At 39.6% G+C, this 21868-nt stretch carries 17 protein-coding genes and 1 pseudogene; 13 read left to right on the top strand and 5 right to left on the bottom strand.

What is annotated here, in order from left to right; translation table 11 throughout:
• The first annotated feature begins 646 nt into the window (after positions 1–646).
• The 6 genes and pseudogenes from PN497_RS00730 to gshB all read left to right on the top strand — a co-directional run bounded on the left by PN497_RS00730 (position 647) and on the right by gshB (position 8269).
• A complete protein-coding gene (locus PN497_RS00730; RefSeq protein ID WP_096566669.1) occupies positions 647–2224 on the top strand; it encodes a tetratricopeptide repeat protein in 1578 nt (525 codons plus the stop codon).
• A 240-nt stretch (positions 2225–2464) separates the two neighbouring features.
• A pseudogene (locus PN497_RS00725) lies at positions 2465–3497 on the top strand (ATP-binding protein).
• On the top strand, positions 3494–4093 hold the full coding sequence (locus tag PN497_RS00720) for a hypothetical protein (protein WP_096566671.1): 600 nt from the start codon (positions 3494–3496) through the stop codon (positions 4091–4093). Before PN497_RS00725 ends, PN497_RS00720 begins: the two are co-directional and overlap by 4 nt.
• A 227-nt stretch (positions 4094–4320) precedes the next feature.
• The gene (gene hflX / locus PN497_RS00715; protein ID WP_096566673.1) at positions 4321–6057 is read left to right on the top strand and encodes a GTPase HflX; all 1737 of its coding nucleotides are present in this window, start codon (positions 4321–4323) and stop codon (positions 6055–6057) included.
• A 136-nt stretch (positions 6058–6193) separates the two neighbouring features.
• Positions 6194–6463 carry a glutaredoxin 3 gene (gene grxC / locus PN497_RS00710; protein ID WP_096566675.1) on the top strand — a complete coding sequence of 90 codons (270 nt, stop codon included), beginning with the start codon at positions 6194–6196 and terminating at the stop codon, positions 6461–6463.
• An 834-nt stretch (positions 6464–7297) separates the two neighbouring features.
• Complete coding sequence (gene gshB, locus PN497_RS00705; RefSeq protein ID WP_096566677.1) at positions 7298–8269, top strand: glutathione synthase; 972 nt, start codon at positions 7298–7300, stop codon at positions 8267–8269.
• A gap of 297 nt (positions 8270–8566) precedes the next feature.
• Here the strand turns inward: gshB and ftsZ are convergent, their stop codons facing one another.
• From ftsZ to PN497_RS00690, 3 genes are all read right to left on the bottom strand, one after another.
• Positions 8567–9865 (bottom strand): cell division protein FtsZ, encoded by a 1299-nt coding sequence (gene ftsZ / locus PN497_RS00700; protein WP_096566679.1) that lies wholly within the window; start codon positions 9863–9865, stop codon positions 8567–8569.
• A gap of 937 nt (positions 9866–10802) precedes the next feature.
• Positions 10803–11696, bottom strand: a complete 894-nt coding sequence (locus PN497_RS00695) for a cell division protein FtsQ/DivIB (protein WP_096566681.1) — start codon at positions 11694–11696, stop codon at positions 10803–10805.
• Positions 11697–11766: 70 nt separating this feature from the next.
• Complete coding sequence (locus PN497_RS00690; RefSeq protein WP_096566683.1) at positions 11767–12132, bottom strand: hypothetical protein; 366 nt, start codon at positions 12130–12132, stop codon at positions 11767–11769.
• A gap of 666 nt (positions 12133–12798) precedes the next feature.
• Between PN497_RS00690 and psbO the strand changes: the two genes are divergently transcribed.
• Positions 12799–13632 carry a photosystem II manganese-stabilizing polypeptide gene (gene psbO / locus PN497_RS00685; protein WP_096566685.1) on the top strand — a complete coding sequence of 278 codons (834 nt, stop codon included), beginning with the start codon at positions 12799–12801 and terminating at the stop codon, positions 13630–13632.
• Between the two features lie 655 nt (positions 13633–14287).
• The gene (locus PN497_RS00680) at positions 14288–15064 is read left to right on the top strand and encodes an RNA polymerase sigma factor SigF (protein ID WP_096566687.1); all 777 of its coding nucleotides are present in this window, start codon (positions 14288–14290) and stop codon (positions 15062–15064) included.
• 135 nt (positions 15065–15199) lie between these two features.
• On the opposite strand, the gene PN497_RS25845 is transcribed toward PN497_RS00680, so the two are convergent.
• Positions 15200–15325 (bottom strand): hypothetical protein, encoded by a 126-nt coding sequence (locus PN497_RS25845; RefSeq protein WP_409349306.1) that lies wholly within the window; start codon positions 15323–15325, stop codon positions 15200–15202.
• Between the two features lie 537 nt (positions 15326–15862).
• Entirely contained in the window at positions 15863–16093 is a 231-nt protein-coding gene (locus tag PN497_RS25840) for a pentapeptide repeat-containing protein (RefSeq protein WP_409349305.1), read from the bottom strand.
• Between the two features lie 245 nt (positions 16094–16338).
• Between PN497_RS25840 and PN497_RS00670 the strand changes: the two genes are divergently transcribed.
• From PN497_RS00670 to leuD, 5 genes are all read left to right on the top strand, one after another.
• Entirely contained in the window at positions 16339–16590 is a 252-nt protein-coding gene (locus tag PN497_RS00670; RefSeq protein WP_096572611.1) for a hypothetical protein, read from the top strand.
• Positions 16591–16638: 48 nt separating this feature from the next.
• Positions 16639–17454, top strand: a complete 816-nt coding sequence (locus PN497_RS00665; RefSeq protein WP_272109284.1) for a TaqI-like C-terminal specificity domain-containing protein — start codon at positions 16639–16641, stop codon at positions 17452–17454.
• 1090 nt (positions 17455–18544) lie between these two features.
• Entirely contained in the window at positions 18545–19288 is a 744-nt protein-coding gene (locus tag PN497_RS00660; RefSeq protein WP_096566691.1) for a Uma2 family endonuclease, read from the top strand.
• A gap of 185 nt (positions 19289–19473) precedes the next feature.
• Positions 19474–20877, top strand: a complete 1404-nt coding sequence (gene leuC, locus PN497_RS00655) for a 3-isopropylmalate dehydratase large subunit (RefSeq protein ID WP_096566693.1) — start codon at positions 19474–19476, stop codon at positions 20875–20877.
• A 231-nt stretch (positions 20878–21108) separates the two neighbouring features.
• On the top strand, positions 21109–21717 hold the full coding sequence (gene leuD / locus PN497_RS00650) for a 3-isopropylmalate dehydratase small subunit (RefSeq protein WP_096566695.1): 609 nt from the start codon (positions 21109–21111) through the stop codon (positions 21715–21717).
• Positions 21718–21868 lie beyond the last annotated feature (151 nt).

Genomic DNA, 21868 nt, shown 5'->3' with positions numbered 1-21868 from the left:
GTCGAAGGGCGGTGTCGAAGGGCGGTGTCGAAGGGCGGTGTCGAAGGGCGCAGTCGAAGTAAGCGTGGCGTTAGCCTCCTAGTTATGCAAGAAAGACTCTCAAATGAGTCAGGAGGAGATTTGAAAATTTCTTTGCCATCTCTTGAAATCCCAAAAAATGCACACTTTTCCCGGTATACCCTTCAAAACCCTTGCACTTTTTTCCTGTTTATCAGCCTCTAACCTTTGATATATCAAGGTTTTAGGTTTATTCAGCAAACCCTAGATAATAACTAGGAACTTGGGTTATTATTATAATCAATAAAATCACTAAGTTCGGATTTTTATCAATTTACTGTTGTTAAAACTCAAAACAATAAAATTCTTTTTTACTCATCAAAGTGTAATAATATATTTTTAGAAGAAATTAAGAAAGACAAATAGCCTTACATTAATATATTTAAGTGAATCTACGGATACCAAATCAAAGAAAAAACCGTATTATTATGTAAACATTGATGTTTAAAATATTCCTCAAATTTTACCTTAACTTAAAGAACAGGATTATGATGATTGGATATGAAGCTCAAATACTAAAAAATAACCATAGTGTAAAATTTATATCTGACTTTGGATTTTTTACGCAAGCATCTACCATCAAATCTATATGATACTCAATAGCAGTAGCTGGGATGATGATTTACCTCCAGATCCCGAAGAAATATATCAAGATTTACTCTGCGCTCTGGATAGAAAATTAGGATTTGGGTTATATTTTGTACAATGTACTCCTGTGGTAGCAGATTGTTTTATACATAAAATTACCCAGGATCTTCCGCATAAAAATATTGCTGTATTACGCTTGCTAGAACCAGTGGATAAGCTATATCAGCAAGTAGCGAATTATATTCAAGGTCAAACAGTTGACATCTTATTAATTAAAGGTTTGGAATATTCCTTGTATAAATATGAAAAAAGAAACTTTGGCGAAATAACTGAAGGTCAGTTTAACAATTTAACTAAAGTACCACCAATACTAAATCATCTTAACCAACAAAGAGAAAGATTTAGGGATGATTTTCCCTTTTGCTTTGTATTTTTATTGCGTTCATTTTCACTCAGCTATTTAATCCATCGCGCTCCTGATTTTTTTGATTGGCGTTCTGGAGTATATGAATTACCGACTACACCAAAATTAGTTGAAGAAGAATCACGTCGTCTTTTACTAGAAGGAGACTATGAAAAATATCTACAACTTACTTCAGAAGACAAAATTGAAAAAGTTCTAGAAATTCAAGAACTTCTGGCAGAAAAACATCAAACAGATAGTAATAGAGCAAGTTTGCTTTTTGAATTGGGAAATCTACTTTATTCTGCTGGTGAATATGAAACTGCAATTACATTCTATGAACAAGAATTAAAATTTAAACCTGATGATCATTTTGCTTGGTACAACCGTGGTCATGCACTCTTGAATTTAGGATGCAACGAAAAAGCAATCTCATCTTATGAAAAAGCTTTAGAATTTAAGCCTGATGATCCATATTTTTGGTACAACCGTGGTAATGCTCTGCTGAACTTAGGACGTAATGAAGAAGCACTTTCTTCTTATGAAGAAGCTTTAAAATTTAAGGCAGACTACCCATATTTTTGGTATAATAAAGGTAATGCACTACGAAATTTAGGACGCAATGAAGAAGCAATTTCAGCTTATGACCAATCTCTCAATTTAAGACCCAATGATTGTTTTACTTGGAATAATCGTGGTATCGCATTTCGGAATTTAAGCAGATATGAAGAAGCAATTTTTTCTTATAAACAAGCTTTAAAAATTAAACCTGATGACCACTATGCTTGGTACAATTTGGGTATCGCACTCCGCAAGATAGGATGTAATGAAGAAGCTGTTTTCTCTTATGATCAAGCTCTGAAAATTAAACCTGATGATCACTATGCTTGGAACAATCGAGGTAATGCACTGGATGATTTGGGACGTATGGACGAAGCTCTGTTCTCTTATGATCAAGCATTAAGAATAAAACCTGATGATAAATATGCTTGGTACAATAAAGCTTGTTGTTATGCTGTTCAAGGTAGTATTGAGCAAGCACTAGAAAACTTGGAGCAAGCAATTAATCTCAGACCTGAAGAGTTTGCAACAATGGCCAACGCTGATCCTGATTTTCATTGTATTCGAGAAGATGCACGTTTTCAAGATTTAATACGTAGGGGTATGATGAATTAAATTTGATTAATTTAAAATTAAAATCTTTTGGTGAATTTATTATGAAAATATTTTTTGATCAGGTACTTGCATTTGTCGTCCATATATGTGTATACATTTTTGCTAAAATTTTCACTGTGGAGATTTTAAATATCTGACATTTTTAGCTTCTGACATTAAAATTATATCGCTTGCTTGTTATTGCTGACTTCATCTAACTTTTTAGCATCATCAGAACTGCATCAACTAAGTTGTTTACCTATGTCCAACAATACTGAATTACTCAAAAACCTCTATAATGCTTTTAACCCATTCCAACCCTTACCCGCAGGTGATCCTAACTATGTAGACTGTCAAGATGTGCGAGGAGAAGCAGATATTTTAGAAGAATTGGGAAATCGTATTCAGTTAGCAAATCAAAATACTTGTCAATTATATTCTGGACATAGAGGAGCAGGTAAATCTACGGAATTACTCAGACTCAAGGAATATTTGGAAGCAAGACAATGTTATGTAGTTTATTTTGCTGCGGATGAAGAAGATATAGATTCAGAAGATGCTCAATATACAGATATTCTCTTGGCTTGTACTCGGAGATTACTAAAAGATTTACGCGCAATTGGTAATCCTCAACCTGTGCTTAATTGGCTCAAAGATCGTTGGCAAGATTTGAAAGATTTGGCGCTAACTGAAATTCACATCGAGGATATGAATGTAGAAATGCAAATTAGTCAGTTTTCCAAATTAACAGCAAATTTAAGAGCAGTACCGGCACTAAGGCAGCAAATACGAGAAAATGCTAATGGTACGCACTCCTAGAGGAGAAATATATCAACCAGGGCTAAAAAAAGTTAAAGAGGTCATTTCCCGGCGCATCAGGCAGTTTGCACCAGATAAACCACTAGAAACGGAAATATTTGACAGTTCTCAAACCCTAGAACGACTTTGTTTGATGAGTGGAGGTCACGTCAGAAATTTGCTATTGTTGACTCAGGATGCCATTGGACGCACTCAAGATTTGCCAATTTCCGAAAGAGCAGTTCGACGCGCCATTACTCAAGCTAGAGATACTTACCGCCGCGCTGTGGAAAACCATCAATGGAGTTTATTAGCAGAAGTCTCCCTTTCTAAGCGTATCATCAACGATGATCAATATCGGAGTTTGATGTTTAATCGCTGCCTGTTAGAGTACCGCTATTTGGATGAAGAAGGGGAAATGCAGCGTTGGTATGATATTCACCCACTGATTCAAGGTATTCAGGAATTTAAAGAAGCTGTAGAAAATCTCCCATGAATTTAGATTTTAGTGACTGGGATCAAGACGTACCCGCAGAAGGAAACGAAGAATATCAAACTTTGCTCAACGCTATAAAACGCAAAAACAACAATGAGTTTGGCTTATTGTTTGTTGAGTGTACACCCCTGGAGACTGAGAAACTTTTTTCTCGGATTCTCCATGATATACCAGAGAAAAAACTAGAAATTTTACGTCTATTTGAGCCAGTTAATACTTTATATGAGCGAGTTTTAAATCTCTACATCCATCAGCAATTTGATATCTTATTTATCAAAGGTTTAGAATATTCGATCTATAAGTATGAAAAAGAAAAGTTTGGCGAAATCACAGAAACCCATGCTCATGATTTAAGCAGTGTTCCCACAATTTTAGATCACTTAAATAAACTGCGAGAGAGTTTTAGAGATAATATTCCCATTACGTTTGTTTTTTTGGGACGACCTTTTTTAATTGATTATTTTATTCATCGCGCCCAGGATTTTTTTGATTGGAAATCCGCAAATGTATTGAAGTTAACAACAGTCCCAGATTTCAATCCAGAAGAATCAGTTAGTAGTTCTGGGCGCAAGTCAAAAATATCCCTTTCCCCTTGACAGCAAAAATTTTAGATTTTAGATTTGGGATTTTAGATTAAAATCAAAGTCTAAAAATATAAAAACAAGGTTTCAAGCCTCTTCTTTAAAGGAGAAGATAATCCAAAATCCAAAATCCAAAATCCAAAATAGATTGATTCCTTAACCAACAGGTATTTCCATAATATTGGGTTAAAATAAAAATATACAATAATTCGGGGGGGCCAGTTTACTGGTCATAAGCGCCTATAGAGACTATCTTCGGAAATCTCCAAGGTTTAAAGTCCAGCCAGCTCAAGCAACTACAGCGGCTGTACCACCAGCGTATATCGGGCGATCGCATGACAACACCGGAGTTCGCCCAAAGGCTGGCAGCAATTAGTACGGAAATAAATCAACCTGTATGTGCCTACCTCAACCGTCGCGGACAAGTGATCCGGGTGGGGGTAGGCACTCCACGTCAAACCCAAATCCCACCCCTAGAACTGCCCCGTTATGGTGCAGAACGGTTGAGCGGTATTCGTTGTATAGCCACCCATCTCAAAGCAGAACCACCGAATGAGGCGGCACTGACAGCAATGGCGCTACAACGTTTAGATGCTCTAGTAATGCTGAATATTACTGGCACAGGATTTACCCGTCGGGGTGGGGGAGCGACTGGGTACGTAAAAGAAGCTTATTTGGCGCATTTGGTAGCTAATAGCAGACAATTAGTTTTAACTCAGTCATCAGGAATGAATATTCCAGACTCAGCCTTATATTCCAGCGTATCGCCACCTCTGAGTTTAGATGCGATCGCCGAACAGGATTTTCTGGACTTGGTGGAAAGTCTAGAAGCAGAATTCCGTCGGGAATATATTGCTCAAGAAGTAGACGCTGACCATGATCTCGTGGTTATAGTCGGGGTACTAACCGATGATATGACTCCCCAACGATTTCAAGACACCATAGCCGAACTAGCAAGGCTAGTGGATACGGCTGGGGGTGATGTCTTGCAGGCCTTACAACAAAAGCGATCGCGCATTCATCCTCAAACAGTAATTGGTGAAGGTAAAGTCCAAGAAGTAGCTTTAACCGCCCAAACCTTGGGAGCAAATTTGGTAGTTTTTGACCGTGACCTTTCACCCGCTCAAGTCCGCAACCTAGAAGCGCAGATTGGTGTCAGAGTTGTTGACCGCACAGAAGTGATATTAGATATCTTTGCCCAACGCGCCCAATCTGGTGCTGGTAAATTACAAGTTGAACTAGCGCAGCTAGAATATATGCTGCCAAGACTCACCGGCAGAGGCCGTGCCATGTCCCGACTAGGGGGTGGGATCGGGACTCGTGGACCTGGTGAAACCAAATTAGAAACAGAACGGCGAGCAATTCAAAGAAGGATTTCTCGACTACAGCAAGAAGTAAACCAATTACAAGCTCATCGTTGTCGGTTAAGGCAACGGCGACAACATCGGGAAGTTCCTTCAGTGGCCTTGGTGGGTTATACCAACGCGGGCAAGTCTACCTTGCTCAACGCCCTCACCAACGCGGAAGTATATACAGCCGACCAACTGTTTGCCACACTTGATCCCACCACCCGTCGTCTGATTATTTCTCATGCGGATACAAATGAACCCCAGGAAACCTTAATCACAGATACTGTAGGGTTTATTCATGAATTACCAGCTTCTTTAATGGATGCTTTCCGCGCCACCTTGGAGGAAGTCACCGAAGCAGATGCCCTACTACATTTAGTGGATTTATCCCATCCTGCCTGGTTAAGTCATATTCGGTCAGTTCGGGATATTCTTGCCCAAATGCCTATTACTCCCGGTCCGGCATTAGTTGTATTTAACAAGATCGATCAAGTCAATAGTGAAACTCTGGCTTTGGCGCAAGAAGAATTTCCTCTAGCGGTGTTTATCTCCGCCAGTCAACGTTTAGGTTTAGATACTGTACGCCTACGCCTGTCCCAGTTGATTCAATATGCAGTAGACGGCGGTTGAGCTTGAAAATTGAGCTTGAAAATTTTAGATTTTGGATTTTGGATGATTTGCTGGTAGCTCTGGCATCGTTCTGGCCAAGGATGAGACAGAAGCTACCTTTTATAATTGAAAAGTATTTGCTCAAATTGAGGATATTATGACTGCCAAAGTAGAAATCTACACTTGGAGTACCTGCCCATTTTGTAACCGTGCCAAAAACCTACTATTAAATAAAGGCGTTGATTTCATCGAATACAACATTGATAGAGATGAGGTAGCAAGAAATGAAATGGCTCAAAGAGCAAATGGAAAGCGTTCTCTGCCTCAAATTTTTATCAATGATCATCACATTGGTGGTTGTGATAATCTTTACACTTTAGACAGTGCAGGTCAACTGGATACTCTTCTTGGAGGTTCTAAGGTTTAGGTCAAGCGTCTTGAGACTCCCTCACAGGGGTAGGTTTTTAATATGATCTGTGAAGGCAAGACCAGGAAGACAAGGAAGGCTTGTCCTGAGCGTAGTCGAAGGGATGGACAAGGAAGATTTTATACGGACAATGGTTTTTTAACGGACTATTTTTGTGACTAAGAATACAGAGTTTGTACTGTTTTCCTCCCTTGTCACCTTGTCCACCTTGTCCACCAAGTCTTGCCCTCACGACAATGTAAAATACCTACCCTTGTGAGCTTGAGACTCCCCCACCAACCTAACGGTGTAGCGGGAGATTCAAGTTTTCTTAGAAACCTGCTTTTTGGAATTATAAGTAGGGCTTGCTGACAAAATGCAAAACCCAGATAAATCAAAGGTAAGGTGGTCAGTGACCACTAACGCTCACGGCGAAGCCTTGCACTTTTATTGAGTTCGAGAGATGGAAAAGAAATCTTGAAATCTCATCCTGACTCCTGTAAGGGCGAAGCATTCGGCCGATAAATTATCAATTTTTATCACAGGTTATTTTCCTGTAAGGGCGAAGCATTCGGACGATAAATTATCAATTTTTATCACAGGTTATTTTCCTGTAAGGGCGAAGCATTCGGCCGATAAATAATCAATTTTTATCACAGGTTATTTTCCTGTAAGGGCGAAGCATTCGGACGATAAATGATCAATTTTTTTCACAGGTTATTTTCCGAATGCCTGTCTGCCGACAGGCAGGCTTCGCCCCTACTTCGCCCCTACGACTCCTGACTCCTATGCCCTCATGAAAAGACTTTCTCAGCAACCCCTAATTAATTTTTTTTGATAATTGAGGTAGAAAGGGTGAAACTGGCTTTTATTATTGATCCCATCCATCAGCTTGACCCTTGCCATGATACGAGTGTTGCCCTCATGGAAGCAGCGCAAATTCTTGGTCATGAAGTTTGGATAACCCAAGCGAATTTGTTAAATGTTGTGGATAGCAAAGCTTGGGCTGTTTTACAGCAAGTAGAACTTGTACCAGTGGAATTAATAGAGGGACGTTGGGTAGCCGCAAATCCTTGGTATAAGTTAGGTTCTAGCCTCTTCACTGCTTTGGAGTCAATGGACGCTGTATTTATGCGGACAGACCCACCAGTCAACGATTCCTACCTGTATGCTACTTATATTTTGGATTACATTGACCAAAATAAAACCCTGGTAATTAACAACCCCAATGGTATCAGAGCCGCAAATGAAAAAATGTATGCCTTGCAATTTACTCAAGCCATCCCTGAAACCATTGTGAGTGCTGATAAAAAGGTGATCCGCCAATTTGTAGAAGCTAAGGGTGCAACAGTTCTCAAACCATTGGGTAACAAAGCTGGGGAGGGGATTTTATTTTTACAATCAGGCGATCGCAATTTTAACTCAATAGTCGAACTCAGTACCCTGCAAGGTCGATTACCAGTAATGGTACAAAACTATTTACCCGCAGCTAAGGACGGAGACAAGCGAATTATCTTGCTCAATGGCGAACCCATTGGGGCGCTCAATCGCCTTTCTAGTGGTAGTGATTTTCGCAATAATATGGCAACAGGTGGTACTGTTGCTCCAACGGAAATTACCGCAAGAGAACAGGAAATTTGCACCTTATTGGCAGAAAAACTGCGTCAAGACGGCTTGATTTTTGTTGGTATTGACGTGATTGGTGGCTACCTCACAGAAGTCAACGTTACCAGTCCCACAGGCATCCGAGAAATTGATCGCCTAGATGGTACTCACCTTGCTCATCAGGTTATTCAATGGCTAGAGCAGGTGAATGGGAACTGGTGACTGGGGAAGAAAATTTTAGATTTTAGATTTTAGATTTTAGATTGGAATTGACAAAAACAATCCAAAATCCAAAATTGAATTACCAATTACCAATTACCAATTACCAATTACCAATTACCAATTACCAATTACCAATTACCAATTACCAAATAAAAAAACTCCAATAAAATATGGGGTAGGCAACTAAATTGCAGACCCCTATCTTTGGTGATAAACGTAAAACTAAGAAATTGTATAAAGCACAAACGCCAGAACTGAGACTGCAAACTTAATCTAAAATCTCAAATCTACAATTACTTAATTTTTCGGTGGTGTGCGTCGTCGTTGGAGAAAATCAGGAATATCTAAAATCGGTTTTTCTTTAGGTTCAGGAGTTGGAGTTGGTTGATTAACAGTTGGTTGATTAACAGTTGGTTGTACTCCTAGCTTCCTGGGAGATGGAGTCACTACTCTGGGAGTGGCCACAGTTTGTTGTGGAGCAGCTTGAATTTCTCCGGTAAACCCAGTCGCAATCACGGTAATTCTGACTTCTCCTTGCAGTCTGTCATCAATCACTGCACCGAAAATAATATTGGCATTGGGATCAACCACCTCATAAATTGTTTCCGCAGCCGCATTCACTTCATGCAGAGTGAGATCACTACCACCAGTGATATTGAAGACAACCCCTCTAGCACCTTCAATAGAGCATTCTAATAATGGTGAGGAAATCGCGGCGATCGCAGCTTCTCTAGCTCTAGATTTGCCAGAACTCACACCAATACCCATCAATGCTGATCCCGCATCTGCCATGACTGCTCGCACATCGGCAAAGTCCACATTAACCAAACCAGGAATCGTAATAATATCAGAAATACCCTGTACCCCTTGACGCAACACATCATCGGCATAGCGAAAGGCTTCTTGTACAGGTGTTTGTTCAGGAATTACCTCCAACAGCTTATTGTTAGGAATAATAATCAAGGTATCAACCCTACTTTTTAATCCTTCAATACCCTGCTCGGCTTGGCTAGTGCGTCGCCGTCCCTCAAATACAAACGGACGGGTCACTACACCCACAGTCAAAGCGCCCATTTCTTTGGCCACTTCCGCCACAATTGGCGCAGCACCCGTACCTGTTCCACCACCCATACCCGCAGTGATAAAAACTAGGTCTGCACCTTCTAAGGCGGTAGCAATTTCATCACGTGATTCTTCCGCTGCCTTTTGACCAATAGCAGGATTACCCCCTGCACCTAAACCCCTGGTTAGTTTCTGCCCGATTTGCAAACGACTGGGAGCGCCAGCTAAAGTCAAGGCTTGGGCATCGGTGTTAATTGACCAAAATTCCACCCCAGAAACATCAGATTCAATCATGCGGTTAACAGCATTGCCACCGCCACCACCAACACCAATAACTTTAATATTGGCGACTCGTCCCGGAACAATTTCACCAATGCGACTATTTTCCGTAATTTTTTTACTGTCGTTACTTTGGGCAAAGTTTAGCCCGGAACTACCAAAGGGATTATTAGAGTTAACGGACAAAGATAACCCTGTTTGTCCCACAGATTGGGCATTTTTATAGGTAAGCTCTTGGTTATTATCAAATGTCATTGGCTTGATGAAGGTAGATAAACGACTTGTTTTGGTGTTATTCACCTAAGAGTCAAATATAGTTGAGTTGGAGACTGTCACCGTCTATGACAATCAATATTTTTTATTGTTCTGCTGTGCAAAACCTAGACAAATCTAGACTTTTCCTTCTTACTCAACGGGAGCATGGGAGCGGTTATCCCTCTGTAAGTCTCTGTAAATCTCTGTCAGTTTTGGCGCTGTCTGCGAAACCCGATCATAATTAGTTATGGGATCATTTGGCAACTTAGGCGATCGCCTATGGCTTAGAGCAAACTGGGCTGTCAGCACTGCGCTCCGCGCAATCGCATAACTAATTCTAGAAAAGTATACCTACATTGTCCGAAAATCGGTTTATATAACTTGATCTAGACATTAAGATTTTCTATACTATGTTGCTAAATTTTCCCAGTATTGCTCTGTGAATTTGATGCTCAATATCCCCCCACTATTTCTGCTCGAAACTTTTATTAGCAATCAATTTTACAGCTTTATTTGTTCATTTTTTCGATAACTACTAAATTTTTCAGTGATTTACTGTGTAAAGCATTACTTTTTACTCCAGAAGATATATCAAAAATGCGTTTGGTTTAGTTTTTGGTTATAAACCTATGAGGTTGAATACTCACATACAAAACGCAGTTACCAATGGACGACGGTAGTTTTGATTGGGAAACCTCCCCACCAAGGTGCAAGAACGCTGCACCCAAAGCCTTGATTTTTTATCGACCTGCATAAAGATTATCTCCAAGAAGTTTCTAATATTTATCCTGCCATTTTAATCAAAAGTTCATGCCAATTGTTATTTCAATGGTGCGAACCGTAAAACTAACTAATATTTTTATCATTTTTATCCTCAAAAACTGGTTTCTGTACTCAAACAGGCTCAAGCTTGTTAGGTATCTGGGAAGTTAATTTGTTATTTTTGGTTCAGTTGTACTAAAGGTCGGTCAGGATTTTTGATATCAATATAGGCTAATTGTTTGGGCTTGAATTTTGCTGGTAAATGCCGCATTTGCACAAGTAATTGGATTTTTTCCGGTAATTGGGCATTAGGAACACCAAGATGGACATTTCCTAATTCTGTTTTCAAAATTAAATTTGTGGGATCTTGGCAATCAATTTCCATCACTTTAACAGAACTCTGACTGACAGCTTGATAAAGTTCAGTCCAATAGGGGCAATATTTTTCTGGTGAACCAAGAACTTTGAGGGTAGGCAATTTACCTGTGGGGTTAAGTGCAGTGTATTTTGCTAGAGGAATCAAAGCGCCACTAGCATCTAGTAAACTGACATCATCCTGTTTGCTTCGAGCAGGAGTATTTTGCAAACATGAAGATGTTGCTTGTTTGCCAGAGTTTGCCGAAGATTGAGGCTGAGTATTGCAACTGGTTGTGCTTTGTTTTGGTAGGGTGTGAATCATTGCCACTGGTAATCTCTTTTGAATTTCAATAATTAAACCAGGAGGAAACAGACGACGGCTGACAGTGGCTTGTGCAATAGCGGGTTGTGCTTCTAAAGTTTCGGCAATTGCAGAAGGTTCAATTCGCCACAAAGATTGGGGATAGGACAGCGCCAACAGCGATTGAATAGCTTGCTCGGATAATAATTGATTGCCTGATTTTAGGACTATTTGTGCAGGTGTTTTTAACACCCACATTGGTTGGAGTGTTACCCAGAGCAATCCACCTGCTAGACTACTGGCAGCGAGTGTTCGCCAAATAGTGTGAATGATTTTTCTTTGCTGCTGCCTACGTAATTTTTTACGGCGTTGAGCTAAATTCTTGCGGGAAACTGATACTATACCGGCCATGAAAACCCCTTTCTGGTTTGAGTCTAATTCCTGAAAACCACGGTAATTGGTGATTGGTAAACTCTTGAGCTTACCATTCTAACCAGTTATCAGTATCACAGGAGTCGTTAGTGTTGTGGATAACAGGAGTTTTTTCATTACTTTCTACTGGTAAATTCACTAGAAATTCTTGTAATCGCATACGTTCAATATAAGGCCAACCCCCCTCAGACTCAATATCTCTGAGCAGTGCGTAGAGTCTTTGGCGGTTATCGGGCAAACTATCTTGAAAAATTCCATCACGAATTTCTTTATGTAACTTTTCCAATTGTCTCAGCAAAGATAATAATGCTGTAACATTGCCTTGACAAGCGTGGGCTGCATCTTGCACAGCAGATGCGATGGCTTGCAACTTAGCAGATAAATTTCCCGCTGGCAAATTTTGGTCATTGTTCATGTAATTTTCTGCTGCTGTTCTATAAAAGTAATACAATACCCGAAACACCCGAAAAAAGGGAGGATGGGCAGGGGTAAGAGCGAAATCACAAAAAGCAAGCGAAAATCAAGCGAAGAACTACTAATGACGAGGCGCTAATTGTCAATTGATTGATGCCAATGTGAATGGTAGTTTGAATATTGTACGTAAAGTAATCCCCACAGATTTAATGTGAGGGCTTAATTACGTTTTAGTGAATTTTGGGGATTCATTTCCGACTAACAAATAGCATCAGAGAAATCTTATGCTTTTTGGCACTATAACTTGGCTAATTTCCCTATCAAACCAAAGATTGTATGTACTAGCAATACATATACAATACAGGATGATTTGGGTCATGCCGCTTTTACCTGATGTAAGAGCAAAGCGCGAAGTATAGCCTACTTCGCATTAATAACAGATGCCTTGAGGCGTTGTTGTGGTCTACTCATCCATTTAGCCAAACCCTGCCAAATGCCACTCAGTAGACTGTTGGTTTGAAGCTAAGGAAAAAGCAACTTCCATCTAACTCTGATGAGAGAAACTGCTGGTTCTGAAGCTAAACCTGAAAACTCAAAACGGAATGCGTTTTATTACGTTTAGTAGAGCCGTTTTACAACTTAAATATTAATGACATTGAGGTTGACCATGAGGTATCGCGCTTTAATAGTTGCATTCTTAGCTTTATGCTTGGGGCTGATAACTGCTTGTAGTGATGCGCCTTCATCTAGCAGCAGAGACTTGCTGACTTACGAACAAATTCGAGGTACTGGCTTGGCTAACAAATGCCCTCAGCTGGCAGAAACAAGCCGTGGTTCTATTGCTTTGGATAACGGTCAGACCTACACCATCAAAGAACTGTGCTTAGAACCTACCAATTACTTTGTCAAAGAAGAACCCGCTAACAAACGGCAAGAAGCTGAATTTGTAGCTGGTAAATTGGTGACTCGTAACACATCCACTATTGATCAAGTACAAGGTGATTTAAAAATCAACCCAGATAACAGTCTGACCTTTGTAGAAAAAGATGGTCTTGATTTCCAAGCTATCACAGTCAAACTTCCTGGTGGTGAACTAGTACCTTTCTTATTTACTGTCAAAAACTTGATTGCACAAACACAGCCTAATTTGACCAGCATTAATACTTCTACTGATTTTGAAGGTAAGTTTAAAGTTCCTTCTTATCGTGGTGCTTCTTTCCTAGATCCCAAAGGTCGTGGTGTTGTCAGTGGTTATGATAATGCTGTGGCATTACCAGCCCAAGCCGACGATGATGATTTGACACGAGCTAATGTGAAGCGTACAGAAATCCTCAATGGCAAGATTTCTTTACAAGTAGCTAAAGTAGACAGTTCTACTGGCGAAATAGCTGGTACTTTTGAAAGTATACAGCCCTCTGATACAGATTTGGGTGCTGGCGAACCTAAAGAAGTTAAGATTCGTGGTTTATTCTACGGTCGCGTAGAAACAAATCGCGGCTAAATTCCTGTTGTTATAGCAGGAGTCAGGAGTAAAACCCTTTTTTAGTAGGAGTTTCATGATTAATTGATGTCCTAACTACTCTGTCTACAGCTATAAAAAAATTCATCCAACTGCCCTGCTTTTTAAGAGGGTAGTTGGTTTTTTTTAGACTGGTAAACTTTTGGCTAATTTCTCATCACCTGTGATTTTTCCATTGTGATTTTTCCGTAAATAAACAGTTGTCAAATTCATGTTTTGGGAAATTAGATGAATTTAATAAAATTAAATACGTACTATTACTAATCAATAATTTTTATTAATTTAGAAAAATAATAGATAGAATTTTTGGCTATTTATCAGTACATTTCATATTGCATTTATTAAGTTACGTAATATCCCGGTTTGACATTAGGGAAAGAATTGTATATTTTAATTCTATGCGAGTTGTTTAATAAGCTACAACAGACCAAATTGACTTCGATCACTAAAAAGCAACTCTGCTGAAAATCGCCCTAGATTTTCAACCCATCCTCAAAATCTTTTCTAGCCAAAAATTTTAGTCTGCCTGATGGCTTTATGAGTTGTTCAAGAACGTGCATATCTGCCTATAGCGCGTCTAAAAATTAAGTTTAGCAGCGATTAATAAACACTCTATTTGCTAAATCCTGAATGTGCTATGCCTACTACAGCCACGAACGAACTAAAACATGAGATTTCACAGTTGTTGCGAGAATATGAGCAATGTCCCTCAGAACGCCTTCGTAATCAACTAGTGAAACTAAATTTTGGGCTGGTGAGAAAAGAAGCTCACTACTGGATAAATCAATGTCATGAAAGCTATGAAGATTTGATCCAAGTCGGCTGTTTGGGTTTAATTAGAGCTATTGAGAAATTTGAACTTTCTAAAGGACACGCCTTTAGTTCTTACGCTATTCCTTACATTCGTGGGGAAATTCAACATTACCTCCGGGACAAAGGCGTAACCATGCGGATACCCCGGCGCTGGTTAGCACTACAACAGCAAGCCATAGGTGTTTCCCGTTCTTGGCGGGAAAAATACAACCGCCAACCGACTGATGCAGAAATAGCTGGTGCATTGGAAATTTCTCAAAGTGAATGGCAGGAAATTAAATTAGCATGGGTGAATCGCTCTCCTCTGAGTTTGGATGTACCCATACAGAATGGAGAAGAAGGATCTACCAGTTTGGGGGAATTGGTTCCCGATCCAAATTACCGCAGCTTTCAATTAGCGCAAGAAGACCAAATCAGATTACAACAAGTATTAGTACAGTTGGAAAACCGCACCCGGGAAGTGTTAGAATGCGTGTTTTTACATGATTTGACACAGAAGCAAGTTGCAGAACATTTAGGAATTAGTGTAGTTACTGTTTCTCGTAAAGTCAAAAAAGGATTGGATATGCTGAAAAAAATCATGGTAGCGCCTGAAAATTAATAGCCAATCCTCTGAAACCATGATTTGCTGGAGTGTTAAAAATAACTCTGGAAATGTAAAATTTAGGTTATAAAGAAAACAGACTTGGCCTGTAATCACAATTTCAGGCGTGTTGATTTCCATAAGTAAACTTTCCTATAGCTTTCGAGAACAGCTAATGGGTATAAATTCACAAATTAATTCACAGATTGTAGCTGCGGCTATTTTAACTTTGGCGATCGCTGGATGTACAGTTAATGATACGCCAGAAGCTACTAACACTCCTCCAGCAGCACCAATTCCCCAAACAGCAGCAGAAAAACCAGAAGAAAAGACACCCTTTGCTAATCCTGTGGTGTCTTCTCAAAAAGATCAAGCAATAAAGGCAAATAATCCCGGCTTGATTGAATCCACTAGAGGCGATTTGCGCGTGGATTTGGCACAAAAAGGGCGGACTGATCCATTTGCGGAAATTATTAAGCCCTTATGGGTACCAATTGCTGCCAATTCTGAGCAAAAAGAAGTTCCTAAACTGCCTCCTTTGCCAACTCCACAACAAACAGGAACAAATCAAGCTCAGGGGGGACAAAATGTCCAGGCTCGTGTACAAATTACTACTCCTCCACCTCAACCAAAACCTCCTTTGACTCCAGTTTTGCCCATGGTTTTACCTCAAGTTGTGGCTAAAGAGCCTGTTAAGCCTGTGTTACCACCTGCTCCCAAGCCTGAAGAAGCTCAAGCGGTTTTGGTCAGTGGTATAGTTGTTATTGGTAAAGAACCCCAGGCAATTATTAAAGTGCCGGAAGAACTTACCAGCCGCTATGTACAAGCTGGGCAAAGATTGGGTAATGGGGTTTTGATTAAACGAATTGAGATGAACAGAGGTTCTAATCCTGTGGTTGTGTTTGAACAGTTCGGAATTGAAGTTGCTAAAGCAGTGGGAGAAAAACCCTCTACCGAACCTGCAAAGTCTGAACCTGTAAAGTCTGAACCTGCAAAGTCTGAACCTGCAAAGTCTGAACCTGCACAACCTGCTGTTGGGGTTTCCATTTCAATGGGTTTGTAAGAGTTAGTTAGCTATCTGGTTACAGCAGAATATGGCTGGCGCTACGCTGTCAGGAGTCAGGAGTCATTTTGTTGTGCAGTTTGTACTTCATTCATTGACAATCTGCTGTAAGTTTGCTGTAAGTTTATAGATATAACATCAATTCTGGCAATTAAATTGGTTGCATAACCGGAAATGTCTGGTTTTATATTATAGTGATGATTTTATACTTTTTATGGATTATGGAATTATGGAACAGAATCAACAAAAAATAGAATTTCCTAATTTTCCTTTGGCTGTATATCGAGAAATAGCGGCACATTTGCGGCAGGTGGAAGGGGTTGATGTGGATTTAATTCCCCAAACTTCTTCAGATTTTGATTATGATCAAAGTCAAATTGCTGGTTTGTCTATTTCTTGCCAACCAAATACTAATGAGGAACAGGTGAAGCAGATTTTAGATTATTATAACAGTCTAAAAACCTTATTCTATAGCCGTTAACCCTTATGGGAATATCCCCGGTTTTCCTACCTCGGCAGTTACGCTTATTTGTTGTTTAATCATCGTAGGTTAGACTCAATAATAGATATAGAACAATATCCGGTTATTAAACAACATTTAGAGACTTATAGAGATAAGCTAGAAAATCGAGCAGGTAAACAGTTATGGTGGCAATTTCAAGCATCACCAGCATCTTATCATATTTTTGAGCAACCTAAAATTATTTATCAAGTTATTCAATTTTTGCCACAATATGCTTTTGATATATCGGGAGTATATGGTAATGATAAGACATTTTGTATATCAAGTGCAGATTTGTATATTCTGGGAGTTTTAAATTCTCCTCTTATGTGGTGGTATAATTGGCGATATTTACCACACATGAAAGATGATGCTTTAAATCCTGCTGGTTATTTAATAGAAAATATTCCTATTGCACAACCCACAACAGAAATACGCGCAGAAGTAGAAGAAATTGTCACTCGTTTAATAGAAATAACCAAACTCAACGGACAAGTTTATAAAGATGTTCTCGACTGGTTGCAAATAGAATACAAAATTGAAAAACTAGGAAATAAACTAGCAGATTTTGCAACTTTAGAATTTGTTGAATTTGTGGAAGAAGTGAGAAAAAGAATGCCCAAACCCAAGACAGCTAAAAAAGCATCTGATCCATTAAGTATACCAGCCTTTAAAGCCTTACGTCAAGCACATAATGATTATGTTCCAGAAATTCAAAACCGCAAAAATGAAGCTGTGAAATTAGAACAGCGACTTGCAGATTTAGTGAATCAAACTTATCAGTTAACACCCGAAGAAATTGACTTAATGTGGAAAACAGCACCTCCAAGAATGCCGATTTGAATTAAAAATTAAAAAATTGTCTGAATCAGGATGTCTAGGATTTAAACTCGTTCCCAGTCTCCGACTGGGAATGCTAAATAGAGTCTCTGACTCTAGTATATATCAGAAGGCAGAGCCTTAAATCATTCATTCCCATACAGAGTATAGGAACGAGTAAAATAAGTTTGTGATGATTTAACGGATCAAATCAGCGGCAGCAGAGAACTTGAAACAAGGCAAAAAAAATTGCGGTCTGTCCGCTGCATTTGAATTGTTATGCCGTGCTTTTTACGAGTAAGGCTGCGATCTCACTGATGATGCTAATCGTGATTATGGCTGATCCTAGATAGATTATATCTCCTTCTGGTCTCATGACGGATTTAAGGTGAGTACTTGTTACTACAACATTCACTGCCAACTACGCTGACGTTGAAACAGATAAAAGGTTAGGAAAATCAAAGATCCAAAATACAACCAACGAACCCACTGAACAATCTCGACAGTCAGCACGTAAGCGTCTTTTGACGAAAATTCAAAGTTAAAAACTTCCATTGCTTTTTCAACAAGATAAGTCGGTCTGGTTGTATCTAGTAGAATGATACTAATTGCCCAAACAATTACCAGAACTGTCAATTTCCTGTCCCTCATTCAAACACTCCCTATTACTCTTCTCAAAGTAAGGCTATATCATTTGACGAATGAAAAACGTTAATGTTCCTGAACTCTAACCAAAATTTTATGAGTTCTTGTAAACTTACATTCTAGTGCGCTACCTATCTTAACCGACTACATTAGCAATATCGAAATTTCCAGGATGTTTTTTTCAGTTAATTATTTTGAGGAGTTGACTTTTTTTTAATTGTCTGAATCAGGATGTCCAGGATGTGGGTTTTGAGAATTTAATGATTTTGATGGTCTGCGTTAGGTGTTATTTTTTAACAAATACGATTATTACACAATTTCATTTAGTCAGTTTAATATTAAGGGAATCCTATGGTTAAAAATAATTGAATTTTCTATAAATCCTGAAAATCCTGAAATCCTGGACATCCTGATTCTGACAATTAAATGTTATAATCAAAAAATTACAACTTGATGCCATATCAAATATATGATCATTGCACAAGAACAAGAAACCCAAGAAAACATCTACCAAGATGTAATATTTCCCCCTGGTGATTTATATAGTGATGAACCTCCCGTGGAAACAGAACTGCATCTAGAGCAGATTATGCTCTTAATTAAATGTCTTAAATGGTTATGGAAAAATAGAAATGATTTCTATGCTGCTGGAAACCTAACCATTTACTATAGTCCAAATCAGAAAAAATCAGAAGATTCTCGTGGTCCAGATTTCTTTGTTGTTTTAGGAACTGAACGCAAAACCCGTAAAAGCTGGGTAGTGTGGAATGAAGATGGTAAATATCCTAATATAATTGTCGAAATTCTCTCACCCAGTACAGCAAAAACAGATAGAGAATTTAAAAAACAACTCTATCAAAATACATTCCGCACTCCAGATTATTTTTGGTTTGATCCTTACACTTTAGAATTTGCGGGTTTTCATTTATTAGATGGAGAATATGAACCGTTGACAGCAAATGAAAAAGGACATTTATGGAGTCAACAACTAGGTTTATATTTGGGTGTTTATAATGGTTTATTGCGGTATTTTACACGGGAAGGAATTTTAGTTCCTACACCGGAAGAAAGTGCAGAACAAGAAGCTAAAAGAGCAGAACAAGAAGCAGAAGCAAGAAAAGCTGAAGCTAAAAGAGCAGAAGCAGAAGCTGAAAAAGCAGCACGTTTAGCGGCAAAATTGAGAGAATTAAATATTGACCCGGAGACAATTTAAAGTTACTAAATGTAGGTTGGGTTAAGCGACAGCGCAACCCAACAAAGGTTTTAATGATGTTGGGTTTCGTTCCATGCTTCGCAACGCTAACGCGAACAACCCAACCTACCTATTGATTTTTCGATAACGTTATCGCTTTTCTGATATAATCAAAAGCTCAACTCCTTTAACATAGAATTTGATGTATGAGCAAGGGAACTCTGTTTGACAAAGTTTGGGACATCCACACCGTTGGTACACTTCCATCAGGACTAACGCAACTATTCATCGGCCTCCACCTTATCCATGAAGTTACCAGTCCTCAAGCCTTTGCTATGCTCAAAGAGAGGGGTTTAAAAGTTTTATTCCCACAGCGCACAGTGGCCACTGTTGATCATATTGTTCCTACGGATAACCAAGCACGTCCGTTTTTGGATAGCATGGCGGAAGAAATGATCCAGGCGTTAGAGCAAAACTGTCAAGAAAATAACATTACTTTCCATAATATTGGTTCGGGAAATCAAGGTATAGTTCATGTTATTGCCCCTGAGTTGGGACTAACCCAACCGGGTATGACTATAGCTTGTGGAGATAGTCATACATCTAGTCATGGTGCTTTTGGGGCGATCGCTTTTGGTATTGGTACAAGTCAAGTCCGCGACGTTCTCGCTTCCCAAACCCTAGCATTATCAAAACTCAAAGTTAGAAAAATTGAAGTTAACGGAAAACTCAGACCCGGAGTTTACGCTAAAGATGTAATTTTACACATTATCCGCACCTTGGGAGTTAAAGGTGGTGTAGGTTACGCTTACGAATATGCAGGAACTACCTTTGAACAGATGAACATGGAAGAACGGATGACCGTTTGCAATATGGCGATCGAAGGTGGTGCAAGATGCGGATATGTGAACCCTGATAAAATTACTTACGAATATCTGAAAAATAGAGACTTCGCCCCCCAAGGTGCAGACTGGGACAAAGCCGTTGCTTGGTGGGAATCTCTGCGGAGTGATGCCAATGCCGAATATGATGATGTAGTAGTATTTAATGCCGAAGACATACCCCCCACCGTTACCTGGGGAATAACACCCGGTCAAGGAATAGGCGTGGATCAGAAAATTCCCGCAGCTGAAGAACTAGCAGAAGAAGATCGCTTCGTTGCTGAAGAAGCTTATCGTTACATGGATCTTTACCCTGGTCAACCGATCCAAGGTACAAAAATTGATGTTTGCTTTATCGGTAGCTGCACCAACGGACGCATCAGCGACCTAAGAGAAGCGGCGAAAATAGCCCAAGGTCGTAAAGTTGCAGCAGGTGTAAAAGCCTTTGTCGTTCCCGGTTCAGAACGGGTGAAAAAAGAAGCCGAAGCCGAAGGACTAGATAAAATCTTTGTTGAAGCTGGCTTTGAGTGGAGAGAACCAGGGTGTTCCATGTGTTTAGCCATGAACCCCGACAAACTACAAGGAAGACAGATCAGCGCCTCATCGTCTAACCGCAACTTCAAAGGTAGACAAGGATCAGCATCCGGTCGCACCCTGCTAATGAGTCCGGCAATGGTAGCAACTGCCGCTATTAAGGGTGAAGTTGCTGATGTACGGGAAATGCTGTAGACCGAAATTGTCGGTAAAAAAACTACATCTTTTTTATCTCACGCAGAGGCGCAGAGGCGCAGAGAGAAATTAAAAGTGTGGTTTACATACATAAAGTTTCTTAAACTCTTCTTTCTCTGTTTCCTTTGTGTCTCTGTGGTTCATTCATTAAAAAACTCTAGAAACACAAGAAAAATCTCTCTTAAACTCTTTCCTTCGTGTCCTTTGTGTACTTTGCGGTTCATTAAAACTATGGTAAGTGAAATCAAACAGATAAGCGATCGCGCCGTTCCTTTAATTGGCGACGACATCGACACAGATCGCATTATACCCGCCCGCTACTTAAAAGCCATCACCTTTGATGGTTTAGGAGAAGGTGCATTTATTGACGATAGAACAGCTTTAAATGGTCAACATCCTTTCGATCTTCCCCAATACCAAGGAGCAAAGATATTAATTGTTAACCGTAACTTTGGCTGTGGTTCATCCAGAGAACACGCACCCCAAGCGTTAGCTAAATGGGGCATCAAAGCCATTATTGGTGAAAGCTTTGCAGAAATTTTCTTTGGTAACTGTGTGGCAATGGGTATACCTTGCGTTACAGCCGAACCGAGTATAGTTAAGCAATTGCAAGATTTAGTTACTGCTAATCCCCAAGCGCCTATTACCATAAATGTGGAAAATTTGCAAGTAAAAATCAATGATTTGACTTTTCCGGTGTTTATGGGTGAGGGAACTAAAACCACTTTTGTGTCTGGTACTTGGGATGCTTGCGGACAGTTGGTAGCAAATGCAGCACAGGTGAAAGCTGTAGCAAACAATTTACCTTATATTGGTTGGGGTAAATTAGCTGCTAGTTAGGTGACTGGGGACTGGGGACTGGGTAATCACTTTTATGTTTTTTAACCCACCTTCCGCACCCTAAACTGTCACACAACGAAAAATGGTCGTTTGGGGATTTGATATTGGCGAACTGCTTGCAGCAGCGCTTCGCTATCGCCACCTAAGATTT

It is taken from the genome of Sphaerospermopsis kisseleviana CS-549, assembly GCF_028329225.1.
GTDB lineage: Bacteria > Cyanobacteriota > Cyanobacteriia > Cyanobacteriales > Nostocaceae > Sphaerospermopsis > Sphaerospermopsis kisseleviana.
This window is presented reverse-complemented; position numbering and strand designations above follow the sequence as displayed.

Bases quoted from the DNA above. Each gene is read 5' to 3' on its own strand.
- PN497_RS00730 (WP_096566669.1), top strand. From the start codon at position 647: ATGATACTCAATAGCAGTAGCTGGGATGATGATTTACCTCCAGATCCC.
- PN497_RS00720 (WP_096566671.1), top strand. From the start codon at position 3,494: ATGAATTTAGATTTTAGTGACTGGGATCAAGACGTACCCGCAGAAGGA.
- grxC (WP_096566675.1), top strand. From the start codon at position 6,194: ATGACTGCCAAAGTAGAAATCTACACTTGGAGTACCTGCCCATTTTGT.
- ftsZ (WP_096566679.1), bottom strand. From the start codon at position 9,865: ATGACATTTGATAATAACCAAGAGCTTACCTATAAAAATGCCCAATCT.
- PN497_RS00695 (WP_096566681.1), bottom strand. From the start codon at position 11,696: ATGGCCGGTATAGTATCAGTTTCCCGCAAGAATTTAGCTCAACGCCGT.
- PN497_RS00690 (WP_096566683.1), bottom strand. From the start codon at position 12,132: ATGAACAATGACCAAAATTTGCCAGCGGGAAATTTATCTGCTAAGTTG.
- psbO (WP_096566685.1), top strand. From the start codon at position 12,799: ATGAGGTATCGCGCTTTAATAGTTGCATTCTTAGCTTTATGCTTGGGG.
- PN497_RS00680 (WP_096566687.1), top strand. From the start codon at position 14,288: ATGCCTACTACAGCCACGAACGAACTAAAACATGAGATTTCACAGTTG.
- PN497_RS25840 (WP_409349305.1), bottom strand. From the start codon at position 16,093: ATGGAAACCCCAACAGCAGGTTGTGCAGGTTCAGACTTTGCAGGTTCA.
- PN497_RS00670 (WP_096572611.1), top strand. From the start codon at position 16,339: ATGGAACAGAATCAACAAAAAATAGAATTTCCTAATTTTCCTTTGGCT.
- PN497_RS00660 (WP_096566691.1), top strand. From the start codon at position 18,545: ATGATCATTGCACAAGAACAAGAAACCCAAGAAAACATCTACCAAGAT.
- leuC (WP_096566693.1), top strand. From the start codon at position 19,474: ATGAGCAAGGGAACTCTGTTTGACAAAGTTTGGGACATCCACACCGTT.
- leuD (WP_096566695.1), top strand. From the start codon at position 21,109: ATGGTAAGTGAAATCAAACAGATAAGCGATCGCGCCGTTCCTTTAATT.